The following is a 15,097-nucleotide window of genomic DNA, read 5'->3' as shown; positions in this document are numbered from 1 at the left end:
GACTCCGCGACTCCGCGACTCCGCGACTCCGCGACTCCGCGACTCCGCGACTCCGCGACTCCGCGACTCCGCGACTCCGCGACTCCGCGACTCCGGGACTCCGGGACTCCGGGACTCCGGGACTCCGGGACTCCGGGACTCCGGGACTCCGGGACTCCGGGACTCCGGGACTCCGGGACTCCGGGACGGAGGATGACCCAACCCCACGGCTGGCGGCAAGCGAATGTTTCACGGGAAACATTCGCCCGCTGCCGGAATCTTGGCGAGTCTGCTCCTACTTTCGGCCGGCCCGGCGCTCCGCCCGCACCGCGCGCTTGATCGATCTCTTCGGCGCGCGCTCCGAGCGGCGCAGCCGTTCCGCCGACAGGACCATGGTGGGGGTGGCGACTACTCCGGCGCCGCACTCCAGAACGGAGAAATTTCCGGCACCGGACCGCTCCACCGCGGCCCGGTCGCGTTCCAGCTCCTCGGCCACACTGGATCCTTTGAGGGCGAGCATACGACCGTGCTCCCGGAGCAGCGGAATCGACCATTCGGCCAGCCGGGCCAGGGGAGCGACCGCCCGGGAGGTGACCACATCCGCGCCGCCCGCCTCTTGAATGACACCGGACTGTTCGGCCCGGCCGCGCACCACAGTGATCGCCAAACCGGCTGCGTCTATGAATTCCTTCAAGAAGACGGTGCGGCGGAGTAGCGGTTCCACGAGGACGATGCGGAGGTCCGGCCGGGCCAACGCGAGAGGGATTCCCGGCAGACCCGCGCCGCTGCCGATATCGACCACGGATGCACCCTCGCCGATGAGTTCGCCGACAACTGCACAGTTGAGGATGTGCCGCTCCCATAGGCGCGGCACCTCCCGCGGTCCGATCAGTCCGCGCTCCACTCCGGCGGTAGCGAGTGCGGTCCAGTAGTCACGTGCCAACTCCAACCGAGCGCCGAAGACGATCTCCGCTTCGGCCGGCGGCAGCGATTCCGGTGGTCCGGCCTCCGAATCGCCGAGATCTGGTTTCACGTGAAACGCCCTTCCGTGTGGTCGTGTCGACTCGCCTGTCATGAATATTCTCTACCGGCCCTCAACCGTAGTTGTCGCGACGCAGCGACGAGGGAGATACATCGGAGACAGGTGAGGCCCGGGTCCACGGACCCGGGCCTCACCCGACCACTCGGCACCCGGCTGCTGCACGGGCCGCGGTCTCACTCCGGTACGACAACCACTCGACGGTTCGGCTCGACGCCTTCGCTTTCGCTTGCGACACCCTCGATCGAGGAGACCGCGTCATGCACGATCTTGCGCTCGAACGGAGTCATGGGGGCGAGCTCTTCGGGAGCGCCGGTCTGCAGAACACGCTGCGCTGCCGCGGCACCCAACGCACTCAGATCCGTACGACGCTTCGCACGCCAGCCCGCCACATCGAGCATGAGCCGACTGCGGATACCGGTCGACTGCTGCACCGCGAGCCGGGTGAGCTCTTGCAGCGCATCGAGCACCTCGCCGCTGTGGCCGACCAGTTTCGTCAGATCCTTGCCACCGTCGATACTCACCACCGCGCGGTCGCCTTCGACGTCGAGATCGATGTCGCCGTCGAAGTCGAGCACGTCGAGCAGCTGCTCGAGGTAATCGGCGGCGATCTCACCCTCTTCGATGAGCGCATCCTCGGCCTCGCTCACCGCGTCGTCGGACTCGGTCTCCACGACGGTCGTGGATACGGTGGCATCTCCACCTTCGGTCTCGAGAGTCATTTGTTTCCTTTATCTGCTCGCCGGATCCCGGCCTGCCCCGGCCGGGATCACGATCACAAGGGGACTGGGGGAGTAGCTCAGCGCCGGCGCTTCTGATTCGCCCGGCCTCGGTTACCCGGTCGCTTCTGACCGCTCGACCGCCGCTGGCCCGACTGTTTACCGCCCGACTTGGCGGTCGGCTTCGCCGCTGCCGAACCGTTCGTTTCCGCCTTGCCGGCCTCCGTCGAATCGGAATCCGTCTCACTGTCGGCTTTCACCGGTTTCTTCTTGGTGTCGACGGGTTTCGCGCCGGGCTTGGGCGCGTTCTCGGCCTGTTTCGCTGCTTTGGCCTGACGCTTGGCTTCCTCTTCCTTGGCCATCCGGCCGAAGACGAGGTGCTGCTGGCCATAGGTCCAGATGTTGTTGGAGACCCAGTAGAGCAGGATGGCGATCGGCAGGAAGGGACCACCGACGAGCACACCGAACGGGAACACCCACAGCGCCAGTTTGTTCATCAGGGCGGCCTGCGGGTTGGCCGCGGCCTCGGCGCTCTGGCGGGCCACCGAGGCCCGCGCATTGAAGTGGGTGGCGATCGCGGCGATGATCATCAGCGGGATGGCGACCACGGCGATGCCGACCTTGCTCGGGATGCCGCCGTAGTCGGCGAAGGCCAGCAGCTCGTCGGCCGGCGCGGTGATGAACGCCGAGATCGGCGCGCCGAAGATACGAGCGCTCAGGAAGGACTGCACATCGTCGGCGTTGAAGACATAGTTCGGCGTGTGGGCGTTGGTGTACGGGTCCATCCCGAGCTGACCGAATCCGTGACCGGTCCGGTTGAACGAGCGCAGCACATGGAACAGACCGAGGAACACCGGCACCTGGGCCAGGATCGGCAGGCAGCCCATGAGCGGGTTGAAGCCGTGGTCCTTCTGGAGCTTCTGCATCTCCAGCGCCATTTTCTGGCGGTCGTTCTTGTATTTCTTCTGCAGCTCTTTGATCTGCGGCTGCAGTTCCTGCATCTGCTTGGTGGTACGAACCTGTCTCACGAACGGCCTGTAGAGCACCAAACGCAGCGTGAAGACGAGGAACACCACGGACAGAGCCCAGGAAAGGCCGTTGTCCGCCCCGAAGGCGAAGCCGAAGATCCGGTGCCAGAACCAGAGGATCCAGGACACCGGATAGTAGATGAAATCGAGCACGGCTCTATGCACTCCCGTCGGTAGTGTCACCGATCACCGCGTGCGGTGATCCCTTACAAGCTTCGGTCCGCGGATCGTCGTGGTCGACGTTGCGCCGCCGCTCCGGTACGGGATCCCACCCACCAGGGTGCCAGGGGGCACATTTGGCCAGTCGCACGGCCGTCAGTCCGAGGCCGATCACCAGCCCTCGGGTGCGGAGTGCGGTCACCGCGTACTCACTACAGGTGGGGGTGAAGCGGCACACCGGCATGCGAGTGGGGGAGACGTAGGTCCGGTACAGCTCGATCGAGAAGATCAGAATATTCGCGGGCCACCGGCGGACGGTCGCCGCGTACGCACCCAGCGCGCTCATCGTGACGTACCCCGGCCGGCCGTCACGGCCGATAGGACACCGAGCTTGCGCAACCCGCTGCGTAGCTGGCGGCTCAGCTCGCCGCTGCCGGCGGTCGCGGCGCCGGGAAGTGCGCGGATCACGATATCCACCTCGGCGGGGATGTCGGCGGTCAGTTCTGCACAGATATGACGCAGGCGGCGGGCCGTGCGGTGTCGTACGACCGCGTTGCCCACCGCCTTGCTGACGATCAGCCCGAATCGCGGACCGCCGGAACGAACCGGCGCGTCACGCAATGCCGGGTCACCCTGATCGACCAGCACATGGACGACCAGATCGCGATTTCCCGTGCGCCTGCCGCGCCGTACCGTTCGGGAGAAATCGGCACGGTGGTGCAGCCGGTGCGGCTCAGGAAGCACCCGGACGCCCGAGGCTCGTTGAAGCCGCCGCTCCGGCGTAGCTACCGGCGGCGTGGGTTACGGGGTTCGGCGGACCCGGCATCGGACACCGAATTCGACGGGGAATCAGGCGGTGAGGGTGCCGCGGCCCTTACGGCGGCGCGCGGAAACGATAGCGCGGCCCGCACGGGTCCGCATCCGGAGACGGAAACCGTGGACGCGCGCCCGACGACGGTTGTTCGGCTGGAACGTCCGCTTGCCCTTGGCCACGGTCAACACTCCTCGAATTGGTGGGCGCCCTGCGGCACCCGAAGCTTTTCGGTGATTCTGGCGATGTCTACCCGGCGCCGCGGTCCTGGCGAACGGTCAGCACAGAACTGTCACCACGCCGGGGGGTGACTGTACGAGGGTACTTATCCAGTTCTACCGGGTCAAACTCGCCCCCGTCGTGGCGCTCCACGCGGGCACCCGGCGGTCCGGCCGCCCGGCCCGCGGTGGCGATGATCACCATGCGATCGTAGGGGCGCACAGGGGTGCAGGTGGTGCGCTCATCGCCGACCCGCACACTGCGCGGGACCGCGGGTGGTGGTCCGCTGAGATTGTCCCCATCTGTGGATAATTGTGTGGAAATACCCTGTGAATGGCATATTCGTAGGGCCGAAGGTGCCACGCCGCAGCCGGAAGATCGGGATTCCGGGCAGCGTCCCCGGGCACCGTATCCACGGGATACGGCAGATCGGTGGGGCGGACGTATGCGGTGTCACTGGGACGAACCAGTACAGTGGACGCACCGCGAGCCCCGGACGTCTGCGCCGAGCAACCGACTCCCGGGGAGGACACTGGATGGACGACGAGCAGAACGTACTGGCCACCGTGTGGCCGGAGGTGGTCGCGGAATTGACCACCGGTTCGCCCGACGGCGTTATCGGCGCGGTGACCCGAGCTCAGCAGGCGTGGCTCAAGCTGGTCAAACCGTTGATGGTCGTCCAGGGCTTCGCGCTGCTCTCGGTCCCTTCGTCGCTCGCTCAGGAAGCCATCGAACGTGACCTGCGCGAACCCATTCTCCGGTCGCTCGGCCGCCGGCTCGGGCCGCAGGTGGAAGGTCTCGGGGTCCGGATAGCCGCGCCCCTGCCCACCGGCGCCGACAACGGTCCGGCCCGGCACGCCCGGATGACCAGCCGGCCGGAGCCGGCCACCCGGCCCGACCATTTCGGCAACGGCCGTTCCCGGCCGGCCCCGGCCGCTTTTCCCACGACCGGACCGACCGAGTCCTCGTGGCCGGCCGAGACCCTGCGCGACCCCGAGGGCGGTGAGTACCCGGGCCGCGGATACCAGCCGGAACCCGGATTCCCGCACCCTGCGGAGGTCCCCGGTGAGCCGCGTTTTCCCGGCCGGGGCTTCTCCCACGAGGCCGAACTGCCGCTGACCGGCGAGTTGCCCCGCAACCCCCCACTGCCGCGCACCACCGATCCACTGCCGGGGGACGCGCCGCGCCGGCCCACTCTGCCCGAGCTACCGCACGGCGGAAGCTTTCCTTCCGATCCGGCGCTACCCCGCGACACCGAGGACCCGATACGGGATCCCTACCCGGCACCACGGTCCTACCCGCGCGAATACACCCCGCCCGCGGAATATCCGCGGGACACCGGATACGAGCGGGATCGGGAGTATCCGCCCGCGGAGTACCTCGACCCCTACGCGGGCAGCCGCGGCGATATCGCCGACCCGGTGACCAGCGGCCGGGAGCGCGGTGCGCCATCGGTCCGGGACGGCGGGCCCGATCTGGATCCGATCCTGCCATCCCGCCGTCCCGCCCGCCCCGCTCAGGAAACCCTGTTCGCGCCCGACCTCGCCCCCGGTGATCTCGCGCCGCGGGACGAGGTGCGCGATACCGATCGCGACAGTTTGCGCGAGAGTGTCCGCGACCCGGGGGTCGATCCGGAGCCCGACGTACACCTCGAGGACGAGAAGGTGGTGAACGTCCGGGACTCCTGGCCCACCTTTTTCGCGAAATCCTCGGGCGCCGGGGATACGGCGAAACCGTCGGCCAGCCTGAACGCGAAGTACACCTTCGAAACGTTCGTCATCGGCGCGTCCAATCGCTTCGCGCACGCCGCGGCCGTCGCCATCGCCGAAGCCCCTGCCCGCGCCTACAACCCGCTGTTCGTCTGGGGCGCCTCGGGGCTCGGCAAAACTCATCTGCTGCATGCCGCCGGCCACTACGCCCAGCGGCTCTTCCCCGGAATGCGGGTCAAATACGTCTCCACCGAGGAATTCACCAACGACTTCATCAACAGCCTGCGGGACGACCGGAAAGTGGCGTTCAAGCGCCGCTATCGCGAGACCGACATCCTGCTGGTCGACGATATCCAGTTCATCGAGGGCAAAGAGGGTATCCAGGAGGAGTTCTTCCACACCTTCAACACCCTGCACAATGCGAACAAGCAGATCGTGGTGTCCTCGGACCGGCCACCCAAACAGCTGGCCACGCTGGAGGAGCGCCTGCGCACCCGCTTCGAGTGGGGCCTGATCACCGATGTGCAGCCGCCCGAACTGGAAACGCGGATCGCCATTCTGCGCAAGAAGGCGCGCATGGATCGCCTCGATGTGCCACACGATGTCCTGGAACTCATCGCCAGCCGGGTGGAACGCAATATCCGCGAACTCGAGGGCGCGCTCATCCGGGTGACCGCTTTCGCGTCGTTGAACGGGCAACCGCTGGATCAATCGGTGGCCGAGGTGGTGCTGCGCGATCTCATGCCCGAATCACAGGATGTGGAGATCACCGCGTCCACGATCATGGGCGTCACGGCCGAGTACTTCAATACCTCGATGGACGAGCTCACCGGCCCGGGTAAGGCCCGGCCACTCGCCCAGGCCCGGCAGATCGCGATGTATCTTTGCCGGGAACTCACCGATCTGTCGTTGCCCAAGATCGGTCAGGCGTTCGGGCGCGACCATACGACGGTCATGTACGCCGAGAAGAAAGTCCGCAAGGAGATGTCGGAGCGCCGCCGGGTGTACGACCAGGTGCAGGAACTCACCGCACGGATCAAACAGCGCTCCCGCTGACCCTCGCGTACTCACCGCTGTCTGCAGCGGTTCGCACCGGGTTTCGATCGGGGGCGGCAGCTTCGCCCGGGCTGAGGTGATCTGTGCGCGCCAGGCGGCGGCCTCGTACGCATCGGCAGTCGACCGCACCGGATGCCGATGCGGAGAGCCGGGAGGACCAGGGACTCCGAGCGTGCAGCCGAACCGGCGTGCGGCCGACGTTCGGGAGAGGGGCAGGGATGTCGTCGTTCGCCGAACTACCGGCAACCGCGGCGTGGTCGCATCGGGACGCCCGGTCGGGCTTCGAGGTCGTCCACCTGCGGCAGGATGACGACGGTCATCACATGGACGGCTGCACCTCCGCTGTCGAGGACGGTCAGGCCTGGTTCGTGCGCTACGAGATCACGGTGGATTCGGACTGGGCGACCCGCGCCGCGCGCATCACCGGCCGGTCGCCGACCGGGTGGCATACGGTGCTGATCGAGTCGGACGGTGCCGGACGGTGGCTGATCGACGGTATGGCGGTGCCGAAGCTGGACGGCTGCCTCGACGTGGACCTGGAATCGTCGGCGATGACCAATATGCTGCCCGTGCACCGCCTCGGGCTACCCGTTGGTGGCAGCGCCGCGGTGCCCTCGGTCTACGTCCGCGCGCCCGATCTCTCCGTCGAACGCTTGGAACAGGTGTATCGGCGCACCGCCGACGACGGCAGCCGGCACTGCTACGAGTACTCCGCGCCCGCATTCGATTTCGCCTGCCGGTTGATCTACGACGTATCGGGCCTCGTGCTGAGCTATCCGGGCATCGCTACCCGCGTCGCCTGAGCAGCCGTTACCGCTTCGTATGGGTTGCCCTGGCCCCATTGCGCGCGATTTCCGTTTATCGCCGCTTTCGGATCGAGAGGGCCCACATCGAGGACCTCCGTTTCCGGTTCGTTGGGCCCACGTGCGGGCCGCGGCGGCCGGGTGGCCGGACTGTTCGACGCCTCGGTGTAGTAACCGAACCGCCCGCGGTGCCGGACCGCCCCGCGGGCCATCCGCCGACTTGGTCGCGAACGCCGGGCGGACGATCCGTGACGCCCTTGCGGCGAGCAACTCGCCGGAGCCGGAACTTCCGGCTCGCGCGCCGGAACCGGAAATTGTTCCGCCGCACTCCGCTTGGCGGACCGGACGGATCACCCGTTCTCCCGCGGGCCTGGCCGGATCCGAAGGTCGTCGGCGTGTCGGAAGCATCCACAGGTGTGTCGCTAACAGCCTGTGAAAGCTCTGAACTGGGAGTTTGTGATATCCACACCTGTGGATTCCCCAGGTTGTCCACCGGTCCGTCCACAGGATCGGAGCGGTGTTGGGGGCAACTTGTCCACATGCTGTTTATCCACAGTTTCCACAGGCGATTTCGTCCACAGCTACTGAACAGCGACGTTCCGGTCAGAGGGCTGGGGACAACCTGTGGATTCCTCGAGGATTCCTCGAGGAATCCACAGGTTGTCCACGGATTCATGCACAGTGTGCACAACTGGCCGGAATCTGGGGACCAAGTTGGGGACGAGCTGTGGACGCGGTGTGGACAACAAAACCTATCCACAACCGCCCTCGATTCATCCTCGAGTTATCCCCTGGCCATCCACAAGCAGACACGCGGTGTGACCTGGGGAAACCAGCGGAATCCACAGTTTCCACAGGGCCTATTACTACTCCTGTTCTTCATCTAGAAAATTTCTCTTCAAAACAGGTTGTGTGGACAAGTCTCGAGCGCACCGCACCACCGCGCAGAGCCTGAAGAAGACAAGGACAGCGAGGAAGACGCAGGGGAGGGCAGCGATCGCATCCACGAGCGGCTACCCCCTGCGGCACAGATCTGCCGATGCGTGCGGAGCCCGGCGAGCCCGAATCGCTCCCGACCCACCGCGGCGCTCGTCGCGCCCTGCACCCCCGCGTTCGCGTAACGGTCCGGCCCGCACCACACGCCCCATCCGAAGATCCGGAACCCCGTACTCACGAGCGATCGCACATCGAGCGGCCGGCAGCGCGTGCGCGACGTCCTTGTCACATCGGTGGCAAGAGCAGCCGACTCGCCACCGAGGGGAATTCGAGTTCCGACCGCCGCACCGGGAACCGGCTGCGAAGTTGTCCACACCGCTACCGTGGGACGACTGTGGATACGGCCACACCCACGGGTGCGCGCGACTATCGGCCACCCGGCGCCCCGACGATCCGCAGCGGCCGCATCCGCTGGTTCATCCACAGCTGTCCACAGCCGATCGGCCCAGGCAGGGGCGATACGACTCGATCCGCCCGCCCGGCCTGGCCGGGGCACCGCCCGACGACGTATCCTCCACTCGGAGGGGCAGCCGACCGCGTAGCTCGAAACGGGGTACGGTCTGATGTCGGCCGCTTGTGCCAGACTCCTGGGGCGGCCGGTCCGGATTTCCGGCCGCCGCATCGACCGCCGCGCCGGTGGCGGAGTCGGCGCAGCGGGATACACGGGGGCAGCACAGCCGTCGATCCACACTGAACGGGAGAGGACACCTCGGGCGATGGACCTTGCAGGCATGAAGTTTCGGGTCGCGCGTGAGGATTTCGCGGAGTCGGTCGCCTGGGTGGCGCGCAGTCTGCCGTCTCGCCCGCCGGTCCCGGTACTCGGCGGAGTCCTGCTGGTCGTGGACGAAGACGGCCTGACCGTCTCCGGGTTCGATTACGAGGTCTCCGCGCAGATGCGGGTCGCCGCCGAGGTCGCCGGTCCCGGGCGCGTCCTGGTCTCGGGCAAGCTGCTGGCCGATATCACCAAAGCGCTGTCCAACAAGCCGGTGGACGTTTCCGTGGACGGCACCCGCGTGCTGATCCAGTGCGGAAGCGCCAAGTTCTCGCTGCCGACCATGCCGGTGGAGGACTATCCCCAACTGCCGGAGGTGCCACAGTCGAGCGGGGAGCTGGCGGTCGAGGTGTTCGGTGAGGCGGTCGGCCAAGTGGCCGTCGCCGCCGGCCGCGACGACACGCTGCCCATGCTGACCGGTATCCGGGTCGAGATCGATGGGCCGCAGGTGGTCTTGGCGGCGACCGACCGGTTCCGGCTCGCGGTGCGGCACATCCAGTGGCAGCCCGCACGCACCGATATCGAGACCGCGGTGCTCATTCCCGCCCGCACCCTGTCCGAGGCTGCCAAGACGCTGGGTGCCTCCGATCGACCGGTGCAGCTGTCGCTGGGGTCCGGAGCGGGCGCAGACGGGCTGCTCGGCATCGTCAACGGTGGTCGGCGGACCACCACCCGCCTGCTGGATGCCGAATTCCCCAAGTTCCGGCAGTTGCTCCCCAAGGAGCACACCTCTATCGCGACGCTGGAGGTCGCCTCGCTCTCCGAGGCGATCAAGCGTGTCGCGCTCGTGGCCGAGCGCGGTGCCCAGGTGCGGCTGGAATTCTCCGCTGAAGGCCTGCTGCTGTCGGCGGGCGGTGACGACGCCGGCCGGGCCGAGGAATGGCTCACCGCCGATTTCCGGGGCGAACCGCTGACCATCGCCTTCAACCCCGGCTACCTGATCGATGGTTTGTCCGCGCTGCGTTCCGAGCGGGTCACCTTCGGGTTCACCACGCCCAGCCGCCCGGCTGTGCTGCTGCCCGCCCGTGAGGAGGAACCGGAGCCGCTCGATTCCGGTGCGTATCCGGCGCTGGCGAGCGACTACATCTACCTGTTGATGCCGGTCCGGCTCCCGGGCTGAGCGGGCGTGGGTTCGGTAACGACGAACCGGCGCACCTCCACCCGGTACCGCCGGTGCCGGTGTACCGTGCCTGCGGTGGCGGTCGGTAGCGATACCTCCGCAAACCAGCGCCGCGACCTGCGCTCTCCCCAGTTATCCACAGCTGTGGATAACTGGGCTGTCATTCCCCGGATGGTGTGAACAGGTGCATATCCGTGCTCTGACCTTGCGTGATTTTCGATCCTGGGAGCACGCTGAGATCGAGTTATCCACAGGCCCTACGGTTTTCCTGGGGGCGAACGGTAACGGTAAGACCAACCTGCTCGAAGCGCTGGGCTACCTGTCCACATTGGGGTCGCACCGGGTCTCCACCGACGCACCACTCGTCCGGGCCGGTGCCGAACGTGCCCGGATCGGCGCGAACGTGGTGCATCTGGGGCGCGAATTGCGGATCGACGTCGAACTCAACCGCGGCGCGGCCAACCGGGCACAGATCAACCGGTCCCCGGTACGCCGGCCGCGGGAGATCCTCGGCATTCTGCACACCGTGTTGTTCGCTCCCGAGGATCTGGCGCTGGTCCGGGGCGACCCGGGGGAGCGTCGTCGTTTTCTGGACGAGTTGTGCACTGCACGGCGCCCCGGCCTGGCCGGCGTACGCGCCGATTACGACCGGGTGCTGCGGCAGCGTTCGGCCCTGTTGAAAACGGCGGGCCGGTCCGCGCGGGCGGATCTCGGCACGCTGGACGTCTGGGACGGGCACCTGGCGGCTCACGCGTCGGTCCTGCTCGCGGAGCGGTTGCGCCTGGTCCACGAACTCCATCCACATCTGGCCCGCGCATACGCGGCTCTCGCGCCGGAGTCACGGCCGGCGGCGATCGGGTACCGCAGCGGCGCGCTGCCGGCCGCGCTGCTCGATCCCGGCCGGCCGCCCGAGCCCGGGGACCGGGCACTGCTGGAGGAGACCCTGCTGCGTGAACTCGCTACGTCGCGGGCGAAAGAGCTCGAGCGCGGTGTCTGCCTGGTCGGTCCGCATCGGGACGAGCTGGAGTTGATGCTCGGCGAAACCCCGGCCAAAGGTTTCGCCAGTCATGGGGAGTCCTGGTCGTTCGCGCTGGCGCTGCGGCTCGCGGCGTTCGAACTGCTCCGAGCGGACGGGGCCGAACCGGTCCTCTTGCTCGACGATGTCTTCGCCGAACTCGACCGGCGTCGCCGCACGGCACTGGCCACCGTGGCGGCGGCCGCCGAGCAGGTGCTGATCACCGCGGCTGTCCCCGAGGACGTGCCCGCCGAGCTGATCGGCGCGACGTTGCGGGTGACGACCACCGGGGATCCGGAGCATCGGATATCCGGTTTCGCGGCGGAGCGCCCGGTCGCCGGTGGTGACCCGCCCGCGGCGGTCGCCGGTGATTCGCCGGGATGAGGACACGCGCCCGCCGCCGTCTTGCATGCGCGCCGGGCCGTTCGTAGAGTGAGCCGGTACACCGGGCCGTTATCCCCCCGTCCGGTATCGGAATCCAGTTATACACAGCCTGTGGATAACTTATTCGACCAGGTCGTCGCACCGCACCCCGGACGACTGCCCGGTCCACTCGGTGGCACCCGGCACCGGCACCCGAAATAGCAGCCCTGAGCTGCGAGTTTCCCCGATGGAGCGGCCTTTGCGACGATCCTGGTGGTGCGGTGTCGAGCGGGGGTTCCCGGATGTGCACAGCTCGAGGAAAAACCGGTCGAACCTGGGGATAACTCGCACCGGTGAGTGGGAGCAGCGATGACCGACCAGCCCGGAACGCCCGGGGGCGCAACGCCTCCGACCGAACCGGAGTTGCGCGGGGTCGACCTGGCCCGCCGGGCGTTGGAGGAGGCTCGGGCGGCGGCGCGCGCCAGCGGTAAATCCGTCGGCCAGGGACGCTCTTCCCCGCGCCGCGGTCTCCGTTCCGGTGCTCGCCGCCGCAGCGGGTGGTCCGGTCCCCGTCCCGACGACCGCGATCCGCAGCCGCTGTCCAAGCTCGCCACCTCGATCGCGCGCAGTCGCGGCTGGTCCACCAAGGTCGCCGAGGGCACAGTGTTCGGGCACTGGTCGGGTGTGGTCGGGGAGGACATCGCCGCCCACGCGAAACCGGTCTCTCTCGAGAACGGGGTGTTGAGTGTCGCGGCCGAGTCCACGGCCTGGGCCACGCAGTTACGTCTGCTCCAGGCACAGTTGCTCGCGAAGATCAGCGCGGCGGTGGGGCCCGGGGTGGTGCGTTCACTGCGGATTTCCGGGCCGACGGCGCCGAGCTGGCGCAAAGGACAACGTCATATCCGGGGTCGCGGACCTCGCGATACCTACGGTTAGAAACCGGTTTCACGTGGAACGCGACCTCGCGGCTACCGCCCCCGCGCCTCAGTGAACTCTCAGGCCGAATCTGATGCTTCGAAACAGCTGCATCGCGAGGGGACCCGTGCCGGTCCGATTTCTCTCACCCAGGAAGCCGTCAGGGGTGTCGCAGGTGCACTGTAAGTTGGGCCGCGAAGTAGGATGGAACTGTAAATCAGCGGCGATACCCTCGGCGCGTTGCGTGCAGCCCTCTGATCGTTCCCGGGCCCACGTGCGCTGTCCCACCGCCGTCCCGGGGATCAGCAAGTAAGGAGAGCTACCGACCAGTGGCTGCCAAAGACTCCAAAGCATCAGGCTCGAGCGCATCGGAAAAGCAGGACTACGGTGCCTCCTCCATCAAGGTCCTGGAAGGCCTCGAGGCGGTGCGGATGCGCCCGGGCATGTACATCGGCTCCACGGGTGAGCGCGGTTTGCACCACCTGATCTGGGAGGTCGTGGACAACTCCGTCGACGAGGCGATGGCCGGCCACGCCACCAGGGTCGAGGTCACTCTCCTGGCCGACGGCGGTGTCCAGGTCGTCGACGACGGCCGTGGTATTCCCGTCGCCATGCACGCCCAGGGCATCCCGACCATCGAAGTCGTCATGACCCAACTGCACGCCGGCGGCAAGTTCGACTCCGATTCCTATGCCGTGTCCGGCGGTCTGCACGGTGTCGGTATCTCTGTGGTCAACGCGCTGTCCAGCCGGCTCGAAGCCGAGGTGGACACCGACGGTTACCACTGGAGCCAGACCTACAAGGACGCGGTCCCGGGTCAGCTGGTCCAGGGCGAGCCGACCGAGGCCACCGGAACCACCATCCGGTTCTGGGCCGATCCCGCGGTCTTCGAGACCACCACCTACAACTTCGAGACCGTATCGCGGCGCCTGCAGGAGATGGCCTTCCTCAACAAGGGCCTGACCATCGTCCTGACCGACGAGCGCGTCAGCGATACCGAGATCACCGACGAGGTGGTCAGCGACACCGCCGAAGCGCCCAAACACGACGACAACGGCGAGAAGCCCGCGGCCGAGCCCAAGGTGAAGACCCGTACCTACCACTACCCGGGCGGGCTGGAAGATTTCGTCCGGCACATCAACCGGACCAAGCAGCCGATCCACAACTCGGTCGTCTCGTTCAACGGCAAGGGTCCCGGGCACGAGCTCGAGATCGCGATGCAGTGGAATTCCGGCTACTCCGAGTCGGTGCACACCTTCGCCAACACCATCAACACCCATGAGGGCGGCACCCACGAAGAGGGCTTCCGCGCGGCACTGACCACGGTCGTCAACCGGTATGCCAAGGAGAAGAAACTCCTCAAGGAGAAGGACGGCAACCTCACCGGTGACGATATCCGCGAGGGCCTGGCCGCCATCGTCAGCGTCAAGGTGAGCGAGCCCCAGTTCGAAGGCCAGACCAAGACCAAACTCGGCAACACCGAGGTGAAGTCGTTCGTGCAGCGGTCCTGCAACGAGCATCTCGCGCACTGGTTCGAGGCCAACCCGGCGGATGCCAAGACCATCGTCAACAAGGCGGTGTCCTCGGCACAGGCCCGGGTCGCGGCGCGGAAGGCCCGCGAGCTGGTCCGGCGCAAGAGCGCGACCGATATCGGTGGCCTGCCGGGCAAGCTGGCCGACTGCCGGTCCAAGGACCCGAGCAAATCCGAGATCTACATCGTCGAGGGCGACTCGGCCGGCGGCTCGGCCAAATCCGGCCGGGACTCCATGTACCAGGCGATCCTGCCGCTGCGCGGAAAGATCATCAACGTCGAGAAGGCGCGTATCGACAAGGTCCTGAAGAACGCCGAGGTCCAGTCGATCATCACCGCTTTCGGCACCGGCATCCACGACGAATTCGATATCGCAAAACTGCGGTACCACAAGATCGTGCTGATGGCCGACGCCGATGTCGACGGCCAGCACATCTCGACGCTGCTGCTGACGCTGCTGTTCCGCTTCATGCGGCCGCTCATCGAGCACGGTCACGTGTTCCTCGCGCAGCCGCCCCTGTACAAGCTGAAGTGGCATCGGACCGAGCCCGAGTTCGCCTACTCCGATCGGGAGCGCGACGGTCTGCTCGAAGCCGGTCTGGCGGCCGGTAAGAAGATCAACAAGGACGACGGTATCCAGCGGTACAAGGGTCTCGGCGAGATGAACCCCAAGGAACTGTGGGAGACCACCATGGACCCCTCGGTCCGGGTGCTCCGTCAAGTGACGCTGGACGACGCGGCCGCCGCGGACGAACTGTTCAGTGTCCTGATGGGCGAGGATGTGGCGGCTCGCCGCAGCTTCATCACCCGTAACGCCAAGGACGTCCGCTTCCTCGACGTATAGGGCGGTCCGCCCGCAGCGC

12 protein-coding genes are annotated in these 15,097 nt (G+C 67.1%); 6 read left to right on the top strand and 6 right to left on the bottom strand.

Going from position 1 to position 15,097, the window contains the following annotated elements:
• Window positions 1-274 precede the first annotated feature (274 nt).
• From rsmG to rpmH, 6 genes are all read right to left on the bottom strand, one after another.
• Window positions 275-1,054, bottom strand: a complete 780-nt coding sequence (rsmG, locus tag ACLML9_RS01590) for a 16S rRNA (guanine(527)-N(7))-methyltransferase RsmG (protein ID WP_411943757.1) — start codon at window positions 1,052-1,054, stop codon at window positions 275-277.
• Window positions 1,055-1,194: 140 nt separating this feature from the next.
• Window positions 1,195-1,740 (bottom strand): protein jag, encoded by a 546-nt coding sequence (locus ACLML9_RS01585; RefSeq protein WP_411943756.1) that lies wholly within the window; start codon window positions 1,738-1,740, stop codon window positions 1,195-1,197.
• A gap of 77 nt (window positions 1,741-1,817) precedes the next feature.
• Window positions 1,818-2,918, bottom strand: a complete 1,101-nt coding sequence (gene yidC, locus ACLML9_RS01580) for a membrane protein insertase YidC (RefSeq protein WP_411943755.1) — start codon at window positions 2,916-2,918, stop codon at window positions 1,818-1,820.
• A 4-nt stretch (window positions 2,919-2,922) separates the two neighbouring features.
• Entirely contained in the window at window positions 2,923-3,270 is a 348-nt protein-coding gene (yidD, locus tag ACLML9_RS01575; protein ID WP_036515366.1) for a membrane protein insertion efficiency factor YidD, read from the bottom strand.
• Window positions 3,267-3,668 carry a ribonuclease P protein component gene (rnpA, locus tag ACLML9_RS01570; protein ID WP_411943754.1) on the bottom strand — a complete coding sequence of 134 codons (402 nt, stop codon included), beginning with the start codon at window positions 3,666-3,668 and terminating at the stop codon, window positions 3,267-3,269. The genes yidD and rnpA overlap by 4 nt, the downstream gene beginning before the upstream one ends.
• A 105-nt stretch (window positions 3,669-3,773) precedes the next feature.
• Entirely contained in the window at window positions 3,774-3,917 is a 144-nt protein-coding gene (gene rpmH, locus ACLML9_RS01565; protein ID WP_058854877.1) for a 50S ribosomal protein L34, read from the bottom strand.
• A 573-nt stretch (window positions 3,918-4,490) separates the two neighbouring features.
• Between rpmH and dnaA the strand changes: the two genes are divergently transcribed.
• The 6 genes from dnaA to gyrB all read left to right on the top strand — a co-directional run bounded on the left by dnaA (window position 4,491) and on the right by gyrB (window position 15,078).
• The gene (gene dnaA / locus ACLML9_RS01560; RefSeq protein ID WP_411943753.1) at window positions 4,491-6,719 is read left to right on the top strand and encodes a chromosomal replication initiator protein DnaA; all 2,229 of its coding nucleotides are present in this window, start codon (window positions 4,491-4,493) and stop codon (window positions 6,717-6,719) included.
• 218 nt (window positions 6,720-6,937) lie between these two features.
• Complete coding sequence (locus ACLML9_RS01555; protein ID WP_411943752.1) at window positions 6,938-7,522, top strand: putative glycolipid-binding domain-containing protein; 585 nt, start codon at window positions 6,938-6,940, stop codon at window positions 7,520-7,522.
• A gap of 1,712 nt (window positions 7,523-9,234) precedes the next feature.
• Entirely contained in the window at window positions 9,235-10,410 is a 1,176-nt protein-coding gene (gene dnaN, locus ACLML9_RS01550) for a DNA polymerase III subunit beta (RefSeq protein ID WP_411943751.1), read from the top strand.
• Window positions 10,411-10,594: 184 nt separating this feature from the next.
• Window positions 10,595-11,809: a DNA replication/repair protein RecF gene (recF, locus tag ACLML9_RS01545; RefSeq protein ID WP_411943750.1), complete on the top strand. Its 1,215-nt coding sequence runs from the start codon at window positions 10,595-10,597 to the stop codon at window positions 11,807-11,809.
• Window positions 11,810-12,157: 348 nt separating this feature from the next.
• Complete coding sequence (locus tag ACLML9_RS01540) at window positions 12,158-12,724, top strand: DUF721 family protein (protein WP_265803127.1); 567 nt, start codon at window positions 12,158-12,160, stop codon at window positions 12,722-12,724.
• Window positions 12,725-13,032: 308 nt separating this feature from the next.
• Complete coding sequence (gene gyrB / locus ACLML9_RS01535) at window positions 13,033-15,078, top strand: DNA topoisomerase (ATP-hydrolyzing) subunit B (RefSeq protein WP_411943749.1); 2,046 nt, start codon at window positions 13,033-13,035, stop codon at window positions 15,076-15,078.
• Window positions 15,079-15,097: the final 19 nt, after the last annotated feature.

The sequence above is a fragment of the Nocardia sp. NPDC002869 genome, from assembly GCF_046764065.1.
In the GTDB taxonomy this organism is placed as follows: Bacteria; Actinomycetota; Actinomycetes; order Mycobacteriales; family Mycobacteriaceae; genus Nocardia; species Nocardia rhamnosiphila.
This window is presented reverse-complemented; position numbering and strand designations above follow the sequence as displayed.